Origin of the sequence: Amycolatopsis sp. NPDC049691 (genome assembly GCF_040675005.1) — a bacterium.
GTDB lineage: Bacteria > Actinomycetota > Actinomycetes > Mycobacteriales > Pseudonocardiaceae > Amycolatopsis.
The window spans coordinates 167,462-186,567 of the sequence record NZ_JBFANX010000001.1 but is presented as its reverse complement, the minus strand read 5'-3'; the positions used below and the strand labels follow the sequence as shown (position 1 = coordinate 186,567).

Genomic DNA, 19,106 nt, shown 5'->3' with positions numbered 1-19,106 from the left:
CTGCTCGGTGGCACCAGCATACGGACCCCCGAAGAGGGAAGGATCACGAAACGAAAACGCCGACCGGTGGCCACCGGCCGGGTCGGCGTACAAAACTGTCCGCATGAGTGTCGAGGACCCTTACCTGTGGCTGGAAGACGTGACCGGCGACGACGCGCTCGGCTGGGTGCGCGCCCGAAACGACGAAACGCTGGCCGAGCTGACCCGCGGCGCGCGCTTCGCCGAGTTGCGTGACGAGCTGCGCGAGGTGCTCGACGCCGACGACCGCATCCCGTACGTCCGCCGCCGCGGCGAGTTCCTCTACAACTTCTGGCAGGACGCCAGCCACCCGCGCGGCCTGTGGCGGCGGACGACGCTGGAGTCCTACCGGCGGCCCGAGCCCGAGTGGGAACTGCTGCTCGACGTCGACGCACTGGCCGAGGCCGAGGGCGAGAACTGGGTTTGGCAGGGCGCGACCGTGCTGCGGCCGGACTACCGGCGCGGCCTGGTCGAGCTCTCCCGCGGCGGCGCGGACGCCACCGTCGTGCGCGAGTTCGACCTCGACGCGCACGAGTTCGTCGAGGATGGCTTCACCGTGCCGGAGGCGAAGACGCGGATCGGCTGGATCGACTTCGACCGCGTCTACATCGGCACCGACTTCGGCGAGGGCACGCTGACCAGCTCCGGCTACCCGCGGCTGGCCAAGGAGTGGCGCCGCGGTACGCCGCTCGAAGAAGCCGTCACGGTCTACGAAGGCAAGCCCGACGACGTCTCGATCGGCGCGTCCCACGACCCGACCGAAGGCTTCGAACGCGACTTCGTCAGCCGCGCGATCGACTTCTACCGCTCCGAGCTGTACCTGCGGACACCCGAAGCGCTCGTCAAGATCGACGTCCCCGACGACGCGAGCGCGTCCGTCCACCGCGAATGGCTGCTGGTGCGGCCGCGGACCGCGTGGACGGTCGGCGGCACCGAGCACCCCGCCGGGTCGCTGATCGGCATCCGGTTCGACGACTTCCTGGCCGGCGACCGCGCCTTCGCGACGCTCTTCACCCCGGACGAGCACACCTCGCTCGACTACTGGGCCTGGACGCGCAACCACCTGCTGCTGGGCACGCTGCGCGACGTCCGCACCGAGCTGCGCACGCTGACCCCGGGCCCGGACGGCTGGACGGAGGAGCCCCTGGCGGGCGGCCCCGAGTTCGGCAGCGCCGACATCTTCGACACCGATCCCGACGTCAGCGACGAGTACCTGCTCAACTCCAGCGGCTTCCTCCAGCCGTCGACATTGAGCTACGGCCATGTCGGCGAAGAGGTCGAAGTGCTGAAGCAGGCTCCGGCGTTCTTCGACGCTTCGGGCATGAGCGTCGCGCAGTACTTCGCGACGTCGGAGGACGGCACGAAGATCCCGTACTTCGTCGTCCGGCCGTCCGGCGCCGAAGGCGGCCCGACACTGCTGACCGGCTACGGCGGCTTCGAGGTCTCGCTGACGCCGTCCTACAGCGGGATGATCGGCCGCGGCTGGCTCGCGCGCGGCGGCACGTACGTCGTCGCGAACATCCGCGGCGGCGGCGAGTACGGGCCGGGCTGGCACACGCAGGCGATCAAGGCCGAGCGCCACCGCGTGTACGAGGACTTCGCCGCCGTCGCCGCGGACCTCGTCGAACGCGGGATCACGACGCCGGACCGGCTGGGGATCCAGGGCGGCAGCAACGGCGGCCTGCTGATGGGCGTCATGCTGACGCGCTACCCGGACCGGTTCGGCGCGATCGTCAGCCAGGTGCCGCTGCTGGACATGCGCCGCTACCACCTGCTGCTGGCGGGTGCGTCGTGGATGGCCGAGTACGGCGACCCGGACGAAGCCGCGGAATGGGAGTACATCGCGAAGTACTCGCCGTACCAGAACGTCCACAGTGGACGCAAGTACCCACCTTCGCTGTTCGTGACGTCCACCCGGGACGACCGCGTGCACCCCGCCCACGCCCGCAAGATGGTGGCGCGCATGCGTGAGCAGGGGCACGACGTCCGCTACCACGAGAACATCGAAGGCGGCCACGGCGCCGCGGCCGACAACGAGCAGCTGGCGTTCAAGTGGGCACTGGTCTTCGAATTCCTGTGGGAGCAGCTCACGAAGTACTGAGCCGTTGGTTACCAATCCGACCACAGTCACGGCCGGATGGCTTTCGTGGCAACGGTTGCCTGCCGCTCAGGGGCCGGCCTACTTTAGGTCGGATTGGTAACGCGGGCGAGCACGACGCCGCCGACGATCAGGGCCAGCGCGGCCACCCGGCCGACGCTCACCGGGTCCTTGCTCACGACGACGCCGAGCACGATCGCGCCGACGGCGCCGATCCCGGTGAACACGGCGTAGGCCGTGCCCACCGGGACGGTGTCCATCGCGCGCGAGAGCAGGTAGACGGCGGCGGCACCGAGCACGAAGCACAGGAGCGTCGGCCACGGCCGCGTGAAGTTCTCCGTCGGCTTGATGCTCTGCGACCAGGCGATCTCGACGAGCCCGGCGAAGACGAGCGTCACCCAGCCCATCAGAGCGCCTTCAGGGCGGCTTCGCGCGACGCGACCCGCTCGCCTTCCCGCGCCGCCAGGTGCGGGTCGACGAGCGCGTTGGTCAGCTCGGCGTGCACGAACCGGACGTCGTCGACGTCGTAGTGCCCGGCGATGAAGTCGCGCAGGTAGCGCTCGTGGTGGTCGAACGGCGCGCGCGGCGTCCCCGGCGCGTACGTCCCGCCGCGGGCGCCGGCGATGACGAAGGCCTTGCCCCGCAGGGACATGCGCGGGAACGTCACCTGGTCGATCCACGTCTTGAGCGCCGCCGGGATCGAGAAGTTGTACATCGGCGCGCCGATCAGGACGACGTCGGCTTCGAGCAGTTCGGCCAGCAGCGGCTCGACGATCGTCCAGGCCTGCTTCTGCGAGGGCGTTTCGACGACGTCGGCGTAGTGCGCCGGGTCGGTGATCCCGGCGGTGAGCAGGGCGTCGCAGATCTGGGTCCACGCCTCGCCGATCACCGGGACGGGGTCGGCGGCGAGGTCGCGGTAGGTGCGGGTGCCGGTCCAGCCGGCGGCGTAGCGCGCGGTCAGCTCGCGCGAGAACGACGTGCGGCGGGCGCTGGAGTCGAGGTGCAGCAGGTGGGTCACGGTTCCTCCTCAAGTGGACGCGGTGTCCGCTTGACGTCAACTGGACGCCGCGTCCGCTTATTCCCTAGGCTGCCGCCATGCCCGAACGCGCCGACGCGGCCCGCAACCGCGCGAAGATCCTCGAGGCGGCGGAGGAGCTGTTCACCGCCCGCGGCGCGGCGGAGGTGACGATGGAGGACATCGCCCGCGCGGCCGGCGTCGGCCGCGGCACGCTCTACCGCCGCTACCCGGACCGCGCGGCGATCGCCGTGGCGCTCCTGGACGAGCACGAGCGCCGGCTGCAGGAGTCCCTGCTGCGCGGCGACCCGCCGCTGGGACCGGGCGCGCCGCCGGCCGAGCGGCTGGCGGCGTTCTACGCGGCGATGGTCGAGCTGCTGGAGCGGCACGCGCACCTCGTGCTGGGCACGGAGGTCGGCCACTCCCGCTTCACGACGGGCGCGTACGGCTTCTGGCGCACGCACGTCAAGGTGCTGGCGGCGGGCGCACCGGACCCCGACGTCCTGGCCGATGTCCTGCTGGCTCCCCTCGCCCCGGAGCTGTACCTGCACCAGCGCGCACGAGGGGTGACGCCGGAACGGATCACGGCGTCGCTTTCGGAACTGGCGCGCCTGCTTTAGACGAGGCCGCGCGGTCTTGCCCGTTTCGGGACGTACCGCGGCTTCGGCTTCGGCTGGTCACCCCGGATCTGCGCGAGGGCGGCTTCGAAGGCGGTGAGGACGTCGGCGACGAAGACGAGCCGTCCGACGCCGAGGCGGTGCAGCGCTGGGCCGTGGTCGGCGGCGACCGTGACCGCGACGCCGAGCAGCAGCACCCGCCAGGCGCCGAACACCGCGGCGCGCACGGGTTTCGAGAAGCCCGCGAAGCCGATCCGCAGGCGGTGGCAGTGGAAGGGCACGTGCCGCTCTTCGTCGGCGAGGATCCGCGCCGCGACCTGCGTGACGAGCGGGTCGCCGGTGCCGTCGCGCAGGGCGCGGTAGTACCGCAGCGCGACGACCTCGGCGATGAGCAGCACCATCAACTCGAGCCGCAGGCCGAGGGCGCGCCGCAGTCGGACGAACACCGCGTCCGTCCAGTGCGTGGCGATCGTGGGCACACCGGCGGCCGCCAGGAGTTCGGCGAGCATCCGGGCGTGGTTCTGCTCCTCGGCGACGAAGAGCCTGACGGCGGCGAGGTAGTCGCCGTCGCCGGCCTTCGCGATGAGGTTGGCACCGTCACCGGCTTCGCCGACCTGGAAGCGCTGCACGCTTTTCGCGACGTCGGGGTGGAGCCGGGCCCCGCGCGCCCAGGGCGGGTCCTCCCGACGTCGTCGCCGTTCCGCTTCCGCTTCGAACTCCCGCAACCAGTTCATCGAGCCCGATGATGGCGGACCGTCGTGGACTTTCCGGGCAGCTCCCGTGGAGATCCGGTGAAGGTTGACGCGCTAGTTACCTAGAATGCTAGCATGCTGTCATGGCGGACAAGGACGTCAAGCAGTTCAACGTGTACCTCCCCGTGGACCTGATCCGGGAGGTCAAGCACCACGCCGTCGACCACGGGCAGTCCCTCTCGGCCCTCGTGACCGATGCCCTGCGCCAGTACCTGGCCAAGACCGAAGGAGACCAGCGATGACCATCGAAGCCGTGTACCTCGAGACCCACAACTGGGGCAAGGCCGCCCGGTTCTTCCAGGCCCTCGGGTTCGAGCTCGACTTCGAGACCGACCACAACTCCGGGCTGCTGCGGGGCGGCGACGGGCCCTACGTCTTCGTCGCCGAAGTGCCCGAGAGCCAGCCCACCGGGATGAAGATCGTCCTCAAGGGCAAGGAGGTCACGCCGGACGTCGAAGTCGTCTCCCCCTTCGAGGACACCCACTTCGGGACGCGCGAGATGACCGTCCGCGACCCCGACGGGCGGGAGTGGATCCTGCAGGCCGGGAGCTGACGTGCGGCGCACCCTGGGGATGCTCGTCGTCATGACGGGCGTGCTGGTCGCCGCCGTCGACGGGACCGTCGTCGTGCTCGCCCTGCCCGCCATCCAGGCCGATCTCGGCGTCGGCCTGGATGCGGTCACCTGGGTGGTCATCGGCTACCTGCTGGTCGTCACCGTGCTCGCGACGCAGCTGGGCCGGCTCGGCGACCTGTTCGGCCGGGTGCGGATGTACCGGGCCGGGTTCGCGGTGTTCGTCGCCGGCTCGGTGCTGTGCGCCCTCGCCTGGGACGCCGCGTCGATCATCGGGTTCCGGGTCGTGCAGGGGCTCGGCGCGGCGCTGATCGCCGCCAACAGCGGGGCGATCATCTCCGAGCTGTACCCGCCGGCCGAACGCGGGCGCGCCTACGGGTTCAACGCCCTCGGCTACTCGGTCGGCTCGGTCGTCGGCGTGCTGCTCGGCGGCGTCATCGTGACGTCGGTGTCGTGGCGGTGGATCTTCTGGATCAACCTGCCGATCGGCGCGGCGGCGCTGGTGCTGGCCCTGCGCGTCCTGCACGACCGCGGCGAGCGGACGCGGCCGCGGCTCGACCCGGCCGGCCTGGTCACCCTCGGCCTCGGCCTGGCCGGGGTGTCGTGGGCGATGACGTCGCTCGCCGCGGAACCGCTCCGGTGGACCCACCTCGCCCTGCTGGCCGGCGGTCTGGCGCTGCTCGGGGTCTTCGTGCTCGTCGAGCTGCGGCACCCGGCGCCGACCGTAGACCTGTCGCTGTTCCGGCTCCCCGCGGTGGCGCCGTCCCTGCTGGCGTCGCTGCTCCAGGGGCTCGGCAGCTTCGCGGTGCTGTTCCTGGTGATCATGTACCTGCAGGGGCCGCGCGGGCTGAGCCCGATCGACGCGTCACTGCTGCTCCTGCCGGGTTACCTCCTCGGCGCCGCGGTGGGCCCGTACGCGGGACGGCTCGCGGACCGCTTCGGGCCGGTGCTCCCCGCGACCGCCGGGCTCGGCCTCTCGGTCGTCGCGCTCCTGGTCTTCTCGCGGATGACGACGACGAGCAGCCTGTGGCTGCCGGCGATCGGCAACGTCGTGCTCATGGTCGGCGGCAGCTTCTTCTACCCGGCCAACAGCGCGGCGGTGATGAAGGCCTGCCCGCCCGAGCGGCTGGGGATCGCCTCGGGCGTGCTGCGGACCTTCGCGAGCATCGGCATGGTGCTGTCGTTCACCACGGCGATCCTCGTCGCGGCCCGGGCGGTGCCGCGGGGCACGGCGTTCGCGGTCTTCGTCGGCACGGCCGGGCTGGACGGCCCGCTCGCGACGGCGTTCACGGAGGGGCTGAGCACGGCGTTCACCGCGCTGACGGTGGTCATGGCCGCCGCCGCGATCCTGTCGGCGGTCCGCGGCAGGCGCACCGCACCGTCGATTCCGGAATAAACGCGGAACTACCTGAGCGTGTGATTCGGCGGCATTCACGCCGACATCATTTGACGCCCGGCCTACGCTGTTCCGGTGCCTTTCCGCCGTTGTCCTCCGGCGGGCGGGTTCGCCGCACCGATCGGGTATCCATGCAGGTCAGCAGCCCGGATTGCCGGGTACCGTCCGAAGTGGGCAGATGTTCTGTCCCGGCACCCGGAAACCCCGAGAATTCCCGGGAGCCGCAGCCAGGAAGGAACCCCGATCACTCATGTCCACATTGCGTCGACTCGCCTTGGCGGGCGCATTCGCATTGCCGATTTCCCTTGTCGCCGTCGTCCCGGCGTCGGCAGGCACGCCCGACGGGCCCTATGAGCCCTGGACCCCCTGGAGCCACTTCGAAACCTCCGGCACCTACGCGGGAATCGGCGGCGCGGCCACCACCGAGACCGAAGGCGGTTCGGACTGGTGGGGCCACCACTGGTCGGAGACCGACGGCGCCTTCGCCGGCATCGGCGGCGCGGGCGTGGTCCACAGCGAGGAGTCCGGCACCGACGACGACACCGACTGGGACGACGGTGACGACGACAACGGCTGGTCCGGCCACTGGACCGCCCACCACCCGGCCGTGGCCCACCACGTCCAGCACCACGCCGTGTCCCACCCCGACCCGGTGGACACCGCGGACCACGTGACCTACACGCAGCCCGCGGCCGACACCGACGACGACGATGACGGCGACGTCGGCTACGTCCAGGAGGCCCACTGGGCCGGTGCGGACGGCGCGTCCTCGGCGCACATCGTGAGCCACGCCGGCGACCACCACGCCACCTACGACTCGGGCCACCTGACAGCCGGCCCCGACGGCGCGTCGTCCGAGGGCGTCCACGCGCTGGCGGTGCCGGGGTACGCCGGCTACCACAACTGGTACACGGCGGCCGGCACGGGCGGCACGGCCGTGCACTCGGTGACCGCGGAAGCCGACGCCGACACCGGCGACCACGGCTGGCAGGGTTACGACGAGGACTACGACTCGTACGACAGCTGACCCGTGAACCCCACGAGCCGGGCCCGCAGCCGCGGGCCCGGCTCGTTCGCGTTCACGACCGCGGCGCGCGGGCCGCGATGCCGTCGAGCACGACGGTCAGGCCGAAGGCGAACACCTCCTCGGCGGTCCGGTCCTCCCCCTCGATCACCCGGCGCGCGAACTGCGGGTACTCGCCGCTTTCGATGACTTCGCGGATGTACGGGCCGACGCTCGCCTGCCACTGCTCCTTCGTCAGCCCGGACCGGCGCTGGGCCTGCAGCTCCGCCAGCTCCTGCGTCACCGTGCCGAAGACGTACGCGAGCACCACGTCCACCACCCCGGCCGCGAAGGTGATGTCGCCGGTCAGCGGCGCCGCCGCCGCGAGGGCGGCTTCGTGCCGGCGCAGCGAGTTCGTCCCCAGTGCCGGGCGGCCGGGGATCTCGCCGCTCAGCCAGGGGTGCCGCAGCAGCGTCGCGCGGACCTGGTGGGCGACGCTCGCCAGGTCGGCGCGCCAGTCGCCGGTGAGCTCGGTGTGCTCGGCGCCCTTGACCTCGTCGATCATCAGGTCCAGCAGCTCGTCGCGGCTCGCGACGTACCGGTAGAGCGACGCCGTGCCCGAGCCTAGGTCCGCCGCGACCCGCCGCATCGAGAGCGCGGGCAGGCCTTCGGCGTCGGCGATCGCGATCGCCGTCCGCACGATCTGCTCGACGCTCGGGGCCTGGCGTCGCGGGCTCCGCCGTTCCTTGGCCCAGACCAGCGCCGGCTCGTCCGCCATCTTCGTTCTCCCGTCGTCCGTTGCGAACAGCGTACCTGATTGGCTACGGTGTATCCGTAGTGAGAACACCGTAGCCATATGGGGGTCATCATGTCTCGCGTCCTCGTCGCCGGTGGCGGCACCGTCGGCCTGTCCACCGCGCTCTTCCTCGCCTGCCACGGCGTGCCGGCGCTCGTCGTCGAACGCGCCGACGGGCCGTCCGCGCACCCGCGCGCGACCGGCCTCGGCTTCCGGACCTTGGAGTTCTTCCGCCAGGCGGGGATCGCCGACGCGGTCGAGGCGGTCGCCGTCCGGCGCACCGCCACCCTCGGGAAGATCTCCGCGCCGACCCTGGTCGCCGCGGATCTGCCCGACACGCCGCCCGCGACGCCGAACAGCCCGAACCTCGCCGCGTCGCGGCACAGCCCGAGCGTGCTGCGCGGCACCTGCCCGCAGGACCGGCTCGACTCGGTGCTCCTCACCGCGGCCCGCGAACGCGGCGCGACGGTCGAGTACGCGACGACACTCGTCTCGGTCGAGCAGGACGACACCGGCGTCACGGCGGTCCTCGACGGCCCGGGCGGGCGGCGGACCGAGCGCGTGGACTACCTGGTCGCGGCGGACGGCGGCCGCAGCGAGGTGCGGTCGGCGCTCGGCATCGGCACGACGGGCCCGGGCGCGCTCGGGCAGCCGCTGCTGAACATCCTGTTCCGCGCCGACCTGACGCCGTACACGAAGGGACACCACTTCGCGAACTGCACGATCACGACACCGGACGCGCCCGGAATGCTCGTGACCGTCGACGCCGAGAAGGACTGGATCTTCCACACCGAGCTCGGCGACGAGCCGGTGGAGGCGTTTCCGCCCGCGCGGTGCGCCGCGCTGATCCGGACCGCGGTCGGCGTCCCGGACCTCCCCGTCGAGGTGCTGAGCGTGCTGCCGTGGCGGGTGCGCGGGCTGCTGGCGGACCGGTTCCGCGCCGGGCGGGTGTTCCTGGCCGGCGACGCGGCGCACGCGGTGCCGCCGCTCGGGGCGTTCGGCGCGAACACCGGCATCGCCGACGCGCACAACCTGGCGTGGAAGCTGGCCGCGGTCCTCGACGGCACCGCGGGCCCGGCCCTGCTGGACACCTACGAGGCCGAACGCCGTCCGGTGGCGGCGCTGGCGCTCGACCAGGCGTTGCGGCGGCTGAAGGATCCGCGGCTGCACTGGGAGCAGAGCCCGGAGGCCGCCGCCGCCCGCGCCGCCGCGGGCGTGGTCAACGCACCGATCGTGCACCTCGGCTACCGCTACGACTCGGCGGCGGTCCTCGGCGCGCGGCCCGGGCTGCCGTCCACGGAGGACGTCGTGCTCGACGGGACACCCGGGTCCCGGGTCCCCCACGCCTGGCTGGCCGACGGCCTGTCCACAGTGGACCTGATCGGCCGACGGCTCACGCTGCTCACCGGTCCCGGCCACCACTGGCCACGGACGGGTGATTTCGACGTCCACGTCGTCGAGGACGAAGACTGGTTGCGCGCCACGGGCATCGCGGACGGCGGCGCGGTACTGGTGCGGCCGGACCACTTCATCGCGTGGCGCGGGCAGCCGGCGGAGTTCGCGGGCGTGGTGGCGCGGGTGCTGGCCCGCTGAGACCGTTGTCCGGCGGCCGTCTCGGGAGGAAGCTGAACGCATGACGACGGCCGACGACTTCCGGGCCCTGCACGAGCGGCCCGAGCCCTTCCTGCTGCCGAACCCGTGGGACGCCGGGACGGCCCGGCTGCTGGCCCACCTGGGGTTCCCGGCCCTGGCGACGACGAGCCTGGGCGTGGCGAACGTGGTGGGCCGGACCCGCGCGACCCGGGCGGAAATCCTGGCCAACGTCCGGGAGATCGCCGAGGCGACGCCGTTGCCGGTGAACGCGGATCTCGAGAACGGCTTCGCCGACGACCCGGCCGAAGCGGCGCAGATGATCGCCGAGGCCGCCGACGCGGGCGCGGTGGGCGCGTCGATCGAGGACCACACGGGCGACCGCGCCACCCCGATCTACGAATTCGGGTTGGCGGTGGACCGCGTCCGCGCGGCGGTGGAGACGGCCCGGCAGCGTTCGGTGGTGCTGACGGCCCGCTGCGAGAACCTGTGGCTGGGCGTCAACGACCTGTCCGACACGATCAAGCGGCTGCAGGCGTTCGAGGAGGCGGGCGCGGACGTGTTGTACGCGCCGGGGTTGCGGACGCTCGAGGAGATCCGCGCGGTGGTGTCGTCGGTGGGCAAGCCGGTGAACGTGGTGATGGGCTTCGCGGACCCGTCGATCACGCTGGAGCAGCTGGCGGAGGCGGGCGTCCGCCGGATCAGCATCGGCGCGGCGCTGTCCCGGCTGGCGTTGAAGTCCTTCGTGGACGGTGCACGGGAGATGCTCGCGGGCCGGTTCGGCTTCGTGGGCGAGCTGCCTCCGATCACGGAGCTGCAGCAGGCGTTCGACTGAACCGAACGCCTGCCGCGGCTCCGCTTGTCAGCTACAACCGGAGGTCGCGCCGCAGCCTTCGCACGCGTAGCACGAGCCTGCCGGGCGCATCTTCGTTCCGCACGTCATGCACAGCGGGGCGTCCGCCGCCTTGCCGAGGCGCAGCTCCATCAGCTCCGTCGTCGTCTGGGCTTCGCGGTGCGGGTGCTCCGGCTCCGTCACGTGCGGCTCCGGTGAGGCGTCCACTGTGGACTGAAGCGCCTCGAGGTCGACCTTCGGCGAGCCGTAGGTGGCCTCCACCTCCGCCGAACGCTCGTCGGCCGACAGGATGCCCAGCTGCGAGCGCTTTTCGTACGGCAGGTAGTCCAGCGCCAGGCGGCGGAACAGGTAGTCCATCACGCTCGTCGCGATGCGGATGTCCGGGTCGTCGGTCATGCCCGCCGGCTCGAAGCGCAGGTTCGAGAACTTCGAAACGTAGAACTCGAGCGGAATGCCGTGCTGCAGACCGACCGAAATGGACATCGAGAACGCGTCCATCACGCCGGCCAGGGTCGAACCCTGCTTGCCCAGCTTGACGAAGATCTCGCCGAGGCCGTCGTCCGGGTACGAGCCCGCCGTCAGGTAGCCCTCCGCGCCGCCGACCGTGAACGACACCGTCTGGCTCGGGCGCTTCTTCGGTAGGCGCTTGCGCACCGGGCGGTACTCGACGACCTTCTCCGGCTCGGCGGAGTCGGCCGCCTTCTCCTTCTTGGCCGTCGACAGCGGCTGGCCGACCTTGCAGTTGTCGCGGTAGATCGCGAGCGCCTTGAGGCCGAGCTTCCAGCCCTGGAAGTAGATCTCCTCGACCTCTTCGACCGTCGCCGACTCCGGCATGTTGACCGTCTTCGAGATCGCGCCCGACAGGAACGGCTGCACCGCGGCCATCATCCGGACGTGCCCCATCGGGGCGATCGAGCGCTCGCCGACCGCGCAGTCGAACACCTCGTAGTGCTCCGGCCGCAGCCCCGGCGCGTCGACGACGTGGCCGTGCTGCGCCACGTACTCGACGATCGCCTCGACCTGCTCGTCCTGGTAGCCGAGCGCGGTCAGCGCGCGCGGCACCGTCTGGTTGACGATCTGCATCGAGCCGCCGCCGACGAGCTTCTTGAACTTCACCAGCGAGAAGTCCGGCTCGATCCCGGTGGTGTCGCAGTCCATCATGAAGCCGATGGTGCCGGTGGGCGCGAGCACCGACGCCTGCGCGTTGCGCCAGCCGTGCTTCGTGCCGATCTCGATGCCCTTCTTCCACTCCTCCGTCGCCAGCGCGCGGACCGCGGCGTCGTTCGAGTGGTAGGTGCGGACCAGCTCGTTCGCCGCCGCGTGCTTGCGCATCACGCGCTGGTGCGACTCGGCGTTGCGGGCGTAACCCTCGTACGCGCCGACGACCTGGGCCAGCTCCGCCGACCGCCGGTACGACACGCCCGTCATCAGCGAGGTGATCGCCGCCGCGAGCGCGCGGCCGCCGTCGGAGTCGTACGCGTGGCCCAGCGCCATCAGCAGCGCGCCGAGGTTCGCGTAGCCGATGCCGAGCTGGCGGAACTTCCGCGTGGTGTCGGCGATCGGCTCGGTCGGGAAGTCCGCGAAGCAGATCGAGATGTCCATCGCCGTGATGACGAATTCGACGGCGCGCGCGAACAGCGGCGCGTCGAACGTGCCCTCGGGCGTGACGAACTTGAGCAGGTTCAGCGAGGCGAGGTTGCAGCTCGAGTTGTCGAGGTGCATGTACTCGCTGCACGGGTTCGACGCGGTGATCCGGCCCGACTCGGGGCAGGTGTGCCAGTCGTTGATCGTGCCGTCGTACTGGATGCCGGGGTCGGCGCACTCCCACGCGGCCTGCGCGACGCTGCGGAACAGCTTCTTCGCGTCGGTCCGGTCGATGACCTCGCCGGTGAGCCGGGCGCGCAGGCCGAAGTCGGTGCCGTTCTCGACCGCCTGCATGAACTCGTCGGACACGCGGACCGAGTTGTTCGCGTTCTGGTACTGCACGGAGGAGATGTCCGCGCCGGAGAGGTCCATGTCGAACCCGGCGTCGCGGAGGACCTTGATCTTCTCCTCTTCGCGCGCCTTCGTCTGGACGAACTCCTCGATGTCCGGGTGGTCGATGTCGAGCACGACCATCTTCGCCGCGCGCCGGGTGGCGCCGCCGGACTTGATGGTGCCCGCAGACGCGTCGGCGCCGCGCATGAACGAGACCGGGCCGGACGCGGTGCCGCCGGAGGTCAGCAGTTCCTTCGAGGAGCGGATGCGGGAGAGGTTCAGGCCGGCGCCGGAGCCGCCCTTGAAGATCAGGCCCTCCTCGCGGTACCAGTTGAGGATCGACTCCATGGTGTCGTCGACGGCGAGGATGAAGCAGGCGCTGACCTGCTGCTTCGACGCCGTTCCGACGTTGAACCAGACCGGGGAGTTGAAGCTGAAGACCTGGTGCAGCAGCATCCAGGTGAGCTCGTGCTCGAAGATCTCGAGGTCCTGCGGCGTGGCGAAGTAGCCGTGGTCGCGGGCGGCCTTGACGTACGTCTTCACGACGCGGTCGATGAGCTGCTTCAGGCTGCGCTCGCGCTGCGGGCTGCCGACGGCGCCGCGGAAGTACTTGCTGGTGACGATGTTGGTGGCGTTGACCGACCAGAAGTCGGGGAACTCCACGCCGCGCTGCTCGAAGTTGACCGAGCCGTCGCGCCAGTTCGTCATCACGACGTCGCGCTGTTCCCAGGTCACCTGGTCGTAGGGGTGCTTCCCCTCGGTGGTGAAGACGCGCTTCACGCTCAGCCCGCCGGCCGCCTTGCTCTTCTTGCCGGCGGCCGCGCCGGCCCCGGTTCCCACGGTTTCGGTCATCGGTCGAACCCTCACTCCCGCAGCGGGACGGTCAATCGCCGTCTTCGCGCTGATCGCTCTCCTCCGGAGCAGCAGAACCCGCCATGGCCTCACGAAGATCGGCTATCTCCTTCTCGAAGTCCTCGACCGAGGAGAAGGAGCGGTAGACGCTGGCGAACCGGAGGTAGGCGACCCCGTCGAGCTCACGCAGCGGGCCCAGGATGGCCAGGCCGACTTCGTGACTCGGGATCTCCGCCAGACCGGCGGAGCGGATCGACTCCTCCACGCGCTGCGCGAGCTGCTGCAGCGCGTCGTCGTCGACCGGCCTGCCCTGGCAGGCGCGGCGGACGCCGCTCACCACCTTGTCCCGGCTGAACTGTTCGGTGACCCCGGACCGCTTGACGACGGCGAGCACCATCGTCTCCGAAGTCGTGAACCGCCGTCCGCAGGACGCGCACGAGCGCCGCCTGCGGATCGCCTGGCCTTCATCCACCTCTCGGGAGTCGACGACCCGGGAGTCCGCATGCCGGCAGAACGGGCACCTCATCCGCCGATCACCTTCCCCTCCTCGCCGGCCGCCCGCGGTCGACGTCCCCACGGCCACCATGCACCCCTGCACCTGGTGATCGTTTTGTGGACATCCGGTGGGTAAACGCCGACCAGCTGTGGACAACTGCTGCCCAGTCTACCCCAACCTGTGGACCAACTACAGCGGTGTAACTACTACATATAGCGGGCGAGCGTAGAACTCGGCGGGGGTGTGCGCAAGCGACGCGGCCGGTGCCGGACCCGCCCAGGTGAGGGTGGGGTGGCGCTTCGCGCGGGGGTGTCGCGGCGGCGCCGAGGGGACGGCGGGGTGGTCGCCCTGGTCGGGGCGGGGTTGGTCTGTTCGGGTGGCGCGACGGGGGGCTCTCGCTGGCGGCTCGGATGGGGCCGGCGGGTGGTTCGGCGGGCCGGCGGTTTCACCGGGGCGGGTGATTTCGTGGCGGGCGTTCGCGGCGGTCGACGGAGACGGACGGCTCAAGACGCGCAGCCGCGGCCCGGGAGGCTCGATCGGCGCGCACTAGCCGGCGCGGCCCATCGCGACCGCGGCCCGGAAGGATCGATCACCCACGAGAGCCGGCACAGTCCATCGCGATCGCAGCTCGGGCACGAGGCTCGATCGCCCAACAGGAGCCGGCGCGATCCACCGCAACCGCGGCCCGGGAGACTCGATCACCCACGCGACCCGGGGCGATCCCATCACCACGCAGCCGCAGAGCGAAGCTCGGCGCGCCCAACGGCGGCGCCCTGATCCCAACCACACCTCAGCCGGCCCTACTGCCCCGCAGCGGGCGGGCCGATCAAGGCGCCGAGACCGGAACCGTCAGCGGCAACCCTGGCACCAGCACGGCATCGTCCAACCGGTTCAGCTCCTTGATCCGAGCGACCACCGCACCCGTGTCGCTGTCCGGCGCGAACCTCGCCGCGATCGACGAAAGCGTGTCGCCCTGGCCCACCGACACCGTGGCCGTCTGCGCCGGGACCGGGGCCTCCGCCGTCCCGCCGCCGAACAACCCCAGGCCCGTGACCACCAGGCAGCTCGCCACCGCCAGCGCCGCCAGCCACGGCCAGCGCACCGGGACCCGGCGGGGTGCCGCGCAGGGTGCGCCCGCGGGGCGGCGGCCCGCCACGACCCGTGCGCGTGTCGGCGGGCGCTGGACCTCGCCGCGGCGGCCGCGCAGGACGCGGACGGGACGGGGCTGTGCCGGGACCGGGGTCGCCGGGCGGGCGTGCCCGCGTTCGGCCAGAATGGACATCCGAACCTCCTCGAAACCCTGGTGTCCGCCCGTTTCCGGGGCCGGGGCCGGCCCGTGGATCAAGGTCGAACAGGCGTTCTATCGAACGCCCGTGCGAAGGTCTACCACCTACCACCGACAAAATCGAGCGGACACGGCGTGTCGATCGAACAGATGTTTGAAATCGTCGTGCCCGGGGGCTAACGTCGGTGACCAGGGCATCTGCCGGGCAGATGCCGCCGGCGAGGCTGCCCGCACCCGGCGGGCGGCGGCCGGCGCGCGATACGTGCAGCGAACGTCTGGGAGGCGACGCAGTGGCGAAGGAGAACAAGGCGGGCAGGACCAGTGGGTCCCCCGGGGGCAGCGTGCACCCCATGCCCGAGGTGTACGACGTGGACGAGACCCTCACCGTCCGCCAGCAGCAGGTGCTCGACGTCATCCGGTCCTGGGTGAGCCGGTTCGGCTACCCGCCGAGCGTCCGCGAAATCGGCGAGGCCGTGGGCCTGACGTCGACGTCGTCGGTCTCGCACCAGCTGCGCGCCCTGCAGCGCAAGGGTTACCTGCGCCGGGACGCGAACCGGCCCCGCGCGGTGGGCGTGCTCTCGGCGACCGACGACAACCCCATGGGCATCGAGATGGACCAGCAGCCGGTCATGCCGAAGGCGGCGTACGTGCCGCTGGTCGGCCGGATCGCCGCCGGTGGCCCGGTGCTCGCCGAGCAGGCCATCGAAGACGTGTTCCCGCTGCCGCGGGAGATCGTCGGCGAGGGCGAGCTGTTCCTGCTGAAGGTCACCGGTGACTCGATGGTCGACGCCGCCATCACCGACGGCGACTGGGTCGTGGTCCGCCAGCAGCCGGACGCGGACAACGGCGAGATCGTCGCGGCGATGATCGACGGCGAGGCCACGGTCAAGACGTTCAAGCGCAAGGGCGGCCACATCTGGCTGATGCCGCACAACGAGGCGTACGAGCCGATCCCCGGCGACGACGCCACGGTGCTCGGCAAGGTGGTCGCGGTTCTGCGCCGGCTCTAGCCGAGGTGCCCCCGGGCTTTCGCACGGCCCGGGAGTTTCACCGGATCGGATGATCTTCGGCCGTGGGGAGCCGAGATCGGGAAGTGAGCCTGACCGCGGTGCGGCGGGTGGACGGGAAGCCCGGCCCCGTCCGCCGCCGCGGCGGTCGAGGTTTCCTTCGCGCGGTGCGCAGGACTGCGCGGCCCACGCGGCCGCGCCCCGCACCGCGCGAAGGAAGATCCCTTGTGGACGGCGAAGGGGCGCGAACGGTCCGTTCGCGCCCCCAAGGCAAAACTCATCCCCTCCGCCGGCGCAGCCGGCTGAACCCGAACCACCCGAGCCCCACCACGGCCACCGCGATCCCCGCCGCCGGCAGCAGCGGTACTCCCCCACCGTCCGAACCGGACTGACCGCCCGCGCTCGAAGCCGGCTTGCCGTCCGAAGAAGGCGCGGGCGCCAAGGCCGCCGCCCCTCGCACCGCGCGGATCGGCTCCCCCACCCCTTCGCTGCCCGACAGCAGCGTCCCGTCGGGGTCGAACGCGATCGCCTCGCCCTGCTTCTCCCCCGGCAACGGGATCCGGACCGGCGTCCGCTGCAACGCCGCCAGCACATCGCCGTCAGGAGCCGAGTACACGTACGCGTCGGTGTAAGTCCGCAATGCCACCACGGTTCCGTCCGCCGACGACGCGCCACCCGTCACCAGCACCGAACCGATCGACCCCACCGGGCCGCCCTGGGTGTCCGTCGTCGCGATCTTCACCGTGCCGACCTTCTCCAGGTTCGTCGGCCCCGGGCTCCCCAGCGGCCCCTGCGGCCGGTACACCCGGGCCTCGCCCAGGATGTCCTTGGTGATCAGGTACGGCGTCCCCGCCTTGTCCATGATCAGCGCTTCGGTGTCGTGCTGGCCGTCCGGGTACGTGAGCCGGTGAACCGTCAGCTTGCCCGCCGGGCTGAGCTCCAGCAGGGCGACCGTCAGCCGCCCCTTCTTGTTGTCGCCCGTGTCCGACAGCCACAGCGTGCCGTCCGGCGTGCGGGCCAGGTCCTCGACGTCGAACGGGTCCGTGCGATCCGTCAGGACCTTCTGGACCTTGCAGTCCCGCCCGAGCACGAACACCTGGACCTTGGTGCCGCCGTCGTTGATCGCGTACAGCTTCGAGCCGTCGGAAACCAGGCCGGACAGCTCGCCGATCCGGGAGTCCTTCACCGTGCACAACGGCTGGGGCGCCTCGGCGGCCGACGCGGGCACCGCCCCGCCCAGCACGGCCATGAAGACGAGAACGACCACCCAGCGCACCCAGCCACCTCCGTAGTGTGCGATCCACTCGGAAAGCACACTACGGAGACGTGTCAGGCCCGGGTCGAGTTGGTCTCGTACTCGCGCAAAGCCGCGGCCAGGTCCGGGCGGACCCGCACCAGCAGGCGCGTGCCGTCCGCGACGTGCTCCTCTTCGAGCACCTCGCCGTCCGCGTGCGCCCGCGCGACCAGCTCGCCGCGCGAATACGGCACCAGGACGTCGACCGTGACCTCCGGCCGCGGCAGGCGGTCGGCGATCACCTCGACGAGCTCCGCGATGCCCGCCCCGGTCCGCGCCGACACCGGCACCGAGCCGGCCAGCGCGTGCCGCAGCCGGGCGAGGCTGACCTCGTCGGACGCGTCGATCTTGTTGATCACCAGCAGCTCCGGCGGGAGCGGCTCCTTGCGCTTGCGGGTGATCTCGCCGAGCACCTCGCGCACGGCACTGACCTGCTCCTCCGGCGCCGGGTCGGACCCGTCCACCACGTGCAGCAGCAGGTCCGCGTCCGCGGCCTCCTCCAGCGTCGAGCGGAACGCGTCCACCAGCTGGTGCGGCAGGTGCCGCACGAAGCCGACGGTGTCGGTCAGCGTGTAGCCGCGGCCGTCCGCGGTCTGCGCGCGCCGCGTGGTCGGGTCGAGGGTGGCGAACAGCGCGTCCTCCACCAGCACCCCGGCCCCGGTCAGCGCGTTGAGCAGGCTCGACTTGCCGGCGTTGGTGTAGCCGACGATCGCCACGCTGGGCACCTCGTTGGCCAGCCGCCGCCCGCGCTTGGTCTCGCGGATGGTGTCCATGGCGGCGATTTCGCGGCGCAGCTTCGCCACGCGCTTGTTGATCCGCCGCCGGTCGGTTTCGAGCTTCGTCTCACCGGGACCACGCAGGCCGACGCCGCCGTTCGCGCCGCCGGCACGCCCACCGGCCTGCCGGGACAGCGACGCACCCCACCCGCGCAGCCGCGGGATCAGGTACTGCAGCTGGGCCAGCTCGACCTGCGCCTTGCCCTCCTTGGACCGGGCGTGCTGGGCGAAGATGTCGAGGATCAGCGCGGTCCGGTCGATGACCTTGACCTTCACCTTCTCCTCGAGCTGGCGCAGCTGGCCCGGCGAGAGCTCGCCGTCGCAGATCACCGTGTCGGCGCCGGTGGCGGAGACGATGTCCCGCAGCTCCTTCACCTTGCCCGAACCGATGTAGGTGGCCGGGTCCGGCTTCGGACGCCGCTGGATGAGGCCTTCGAGGACCTCCGAGCCCGCCGTCTCGGCCAGGCGCGCCAGCTCGGCCAGCGACGCCTCGGACTGCAGGGCCGTGCCCTCGGTCCACACGCCGACCAGCACGACGCGTTCCAGCCGCAGTTGCCGGTACTCGACCTCGGTGACGTCCTCGAGTTCCGTGGACAGTCCCGCGACCCGGCGCAGTGACGCGCGGTCCTCGAGCTCCATCTCGCCTGTCGACGGGTCGTACAGGTCGTCGTCGTGGTCTTCGGTGTGTGTCAGTTCTGTCATCGTGCCTC

At 71.4% G+C, this 19,106-nt stretch carries 18 protein-coding genes; 9 read left to right on the top strand and 9 right to left on the bottom strand.

All coding sequences use genetic code 11. The features are described from left to right. Nucleotides 1-103: 103 nt before the first annotated feature. On the top strand, nucleotides 104-2,119 hold the full coding sequence (locus AB0J40_RS00940; RefSeq protein ID WP_364445778.1) for a prolyl oligopeptidase family serine peptidase: 2,016 nt from the start codon (nucleotides 104-106) through the stop codon (nucleotides 2,117-2,119). An 83-nt stretch (nucleotides 2,120-2,202) separates the two neighbouring features. On the opposite strand, the gene AB0J40_RS00935 is transcribed toward AB0J40_RS00940, so the two are convergent. Both AB0J40_RS00935 and AB0J40_RS00930 read right to left on the bottom strand, forming a co-directional pair. Continuing rightward, nucleotides 2,203-2,523 carry a multidrug efflux SMR transporter gene (locus AB0J40_RS00935; protein ID WP_364445776.1) on the bottom strand — a complete coding sequence of 107 codons (321 nt, stop codon included), beginning with the start codon at nucleotides 2,521-2,523 and terminating at the stop codon, nucleotides 2,203-2,205. After that, nucleotides 2,523-3,134 carry an NAD(P)H-dependent oxidoreductase gene (locus AB0J40_RS00930; RefSeq protein WP_364445775.1) on the bottom strand — a complete coding sequence of 204 codons (612 nt, stop codon included), beginning with the start codon at nucleotides 3,132-3,134 and terminating at the stop codon, nucleotides 2,523-2,525. The genes AB0J40_RS00935 and AB0J40_RS00930 overlap by 1 nt, the downstream gene beginning before the upstream one ends. 77 nt (nucleotides 3,135-3,211) lie before the next feature. Between AB0J40_RS00930 and AB0J40_RS00925 the strand changes: the two genes are divergently transcribed. Then, on the top strand, nucleotides 3,212-3,751 hold the full coding sequence (locus AB0J40_RS00925) for a helix-turn-helix domain-containing protein (RefSeq protein WP_364445773.1): 540 nt from the start codon (nucleotides 3,212-3,214) through the stop codon (nucleotides 3,749-3,751). Here the strand turns inward: AB0J40_RS00925 and AB0J40_RS00920 are convergent. After that, entirely contained in the window at nucleotides 3,748-4,482 is a 735-nt protein-coding gene (locus AB0J40_RS00920; protein ID WP_364445771.1) for a ferritin-like domain-containing protein, read from the bottom strand. The two genes, AB0J40_RS00925 and AB0J40_RS00920, sit on opposite strands and share 4 nt — an antisense overlap. 101 nt (nucleotides 4,483-4,583) lie before the next feature. On the opposite strand from AB0J40_RS00920, the gene AB0J40_RS00915 reads away from it, so the two are divergent. The 4 genes from AB0J40_RS00915 (at nucleotide 4,584) to AB0J40_RS00900 (ending at nucleotide 7,494) form a co-directional block, all read left to right on the top strand. After that, complete coding sequence (locus tag AB0J40_RS00915; protein WP_364445769.1) at nucleotides 4,584-4,742, top strand: ribbon-helix-helix domain-containing protein; 159 nt, start codon at nucleotides 4,584-4,586, stop codon at nucleotides 4,740-4,742. After that, entirely contained in the window at nucleotides 4,739-5,053 is a 315-nt protein-coding gene (locus AB0J40_RS00910; protein ID WP_364445767.1) for a VOC family protein, read from the top strand. Before AB0J40_RS00915 ends, AB0J40_RS00910 begins: the two co-directional genes overlap by 4 nt. 1 nt (nucleotide 5,054) lies before the next feature. Then, nucleotides 5,055-6,467, top strand: coding sequence for an MFS transporter (locus tag AB0J40_RS00905; RefSeq protein WP_364445765.1), 1,413 nt, complete (start codon nucleotides 5,055-5,057; stop codon nucleotides 6,465-6,467). 250 nt (nucleotides 6,468-6,717) lie between these two features. Then, nucleotides 6,718-7,494 (top strand): hypothetical protein, encoded by a 777-nt coding sequence (locus AB0J40_RS00900; protein ID WP_364445763.1) that lies wholly within the window; start codon nucleotides 6,718-6,720, stop codon nucleotides 7,492-7,494. 52 nt (nucleotides 7,495-7,546) lie between these two features. On the opposite strand, the gene AB0J40_RS00895 is transcribed toward AB0J40_RS00900, so the two are convergent. Continuing rightward, complete coding sequence (locus AB0J40_RS00895) at nucleotides 7,547-8,248, bottom strand: TetR/AcrR family transcriptional regulator C-terminal domain-containing protein (RefSeq protein WP_364445761.1); 702 nt, start codon at nucleotides 8,246-8,248, stop codon at nucleotides 7,547-7,549. A 90-nt stretch (nucleotides 8,249-8,338) separates the two neighbouring features. On the opposite strand from AB0J40_RS00895, the gene AB0J40_RS00890 reads away from it, so the two are divergent. Beyond that, the gene (locus AB0J40_RS00890; protein WP_364445759.1) at nucleotides 8,339-9,859 is read left to right on the top strand and encodes an FAD-dependent monooxygenase; all 1,521 of its coding nucleotides are present in this window, start codon (nucleotides 8,339-8,341) and stop codon (nucleotides 9,857-9,859) included. 40 nt (nucleotides 9,860-9,899) lie between these two features. Then, on the top strand, nucleotides 9,900-10,691 hold the full coding sequence (locus AB0J40_RS00885) for an isocitrate lyase/phosphoenolpyruvate mutase family protein (RefSeq protein ID WP_364445757.1): 792 nt from the start codon (nucleotides 9,900-9,902) through the stop codon (nucleotides 10,689-10,691). Nucleotides 10,692-10,718: 27 nt separating this feature from the next. Here the strand turns inward: AB0J40_RS00885 and AB0J40_RS00880 are convergent, their stop codons facing one another. From AB0J40_RS00880 to AB0J40_RS00870, 3 genes are all read right to left on the bottom strand, one after another. Beyond that, complete coding sequence (locus tag AB0J40_RS00880; protein ID WP_364445755.1) at nucleotides 10,719-13,538, bottom strand: vitamin B12-dependent ribonucleotide reductase; 2,820 nt, start codon at nucleotides 13,536-13,538, stop codon at nucleotides 10,719-10,721. A gap of 31 nt (nucleotides 13,539-13,569) precedes the next feature. Continuing rightward, nucleotides 13,570-14,064, bottom strand: a complete 495-nt coding sequence (nrdR, locus tag AB0J40_RS00875) for a transcriptional regulator NrdR (protein WP_086676168.1) — start codon at nucleotides 14,062-14,064, stop codon at nucleotides 13,570-13,572. Between the two features lie 796 nt (nucleotides 14,065-14,860). Continuing rightward, nucleotides 14,861-15,316: a LysM peptidoglycan-binding domain-containing protein gene (locus AB0J40_RS00870; protein ID WP_364445753.1), complete on the bottom strand. Its 456-nt coding sequence runs from the start codon at nucleotides 15,314-15,316 to the stop codon at nucleotides 14,861-14,863. A gap of 353 nt (nucleotides 15,317-15,669) precedes the next feature. Here AB0J40_RS00870 and lexA point away from each other — a divergent pair, with 353 nt between their 5' ends. Beyond that, nucleotides 15,670-16,329, top strand: coding sequence for a transcriptional repressor LexA (gene lexA, locus AB0J40_RS00865; RefSeq protein ID WP_051736098.1), 660 nt, complete (start codon nucleotides 15,670-15,672; stop codon nucleotides 16,327-16,329). 274 nt (nucleotides 16,330-16,603) lie between these two features. Here the strand turns inward: lexA and AB0J40_RS00860 are convergent, their stop codons facing one another. Further along, nucleotides 16,604-17,602 carry a hypothetical protein gene (locus AB0J40_RS00860; RefSeq protein ID WP_364445752.1) on the bottom strand — a complete coding sequence of 333 codons (999 nt, stop codon included), beginning with the start codon at nucleotides 17,600-17,602 and terminating at the stop codon, nucleotides 16,604-16,606. A gap of 53 nt (nucleotides 17,603-17,655) precedes the next feature. Next, complete coding sequence (gene hflX, locus AB0J40_RS00855; protein ID WP_364445751.1) at nucleotides 17,656-19,098, bottom strand: GTPase HflX; 1,443 nt, start codon at nucleotides 19,096-19,098, stop codon at nucleotides 17,656-17,658. Nucleotides 19,099-19,106 lie beyond the last annotated feature (8 nt).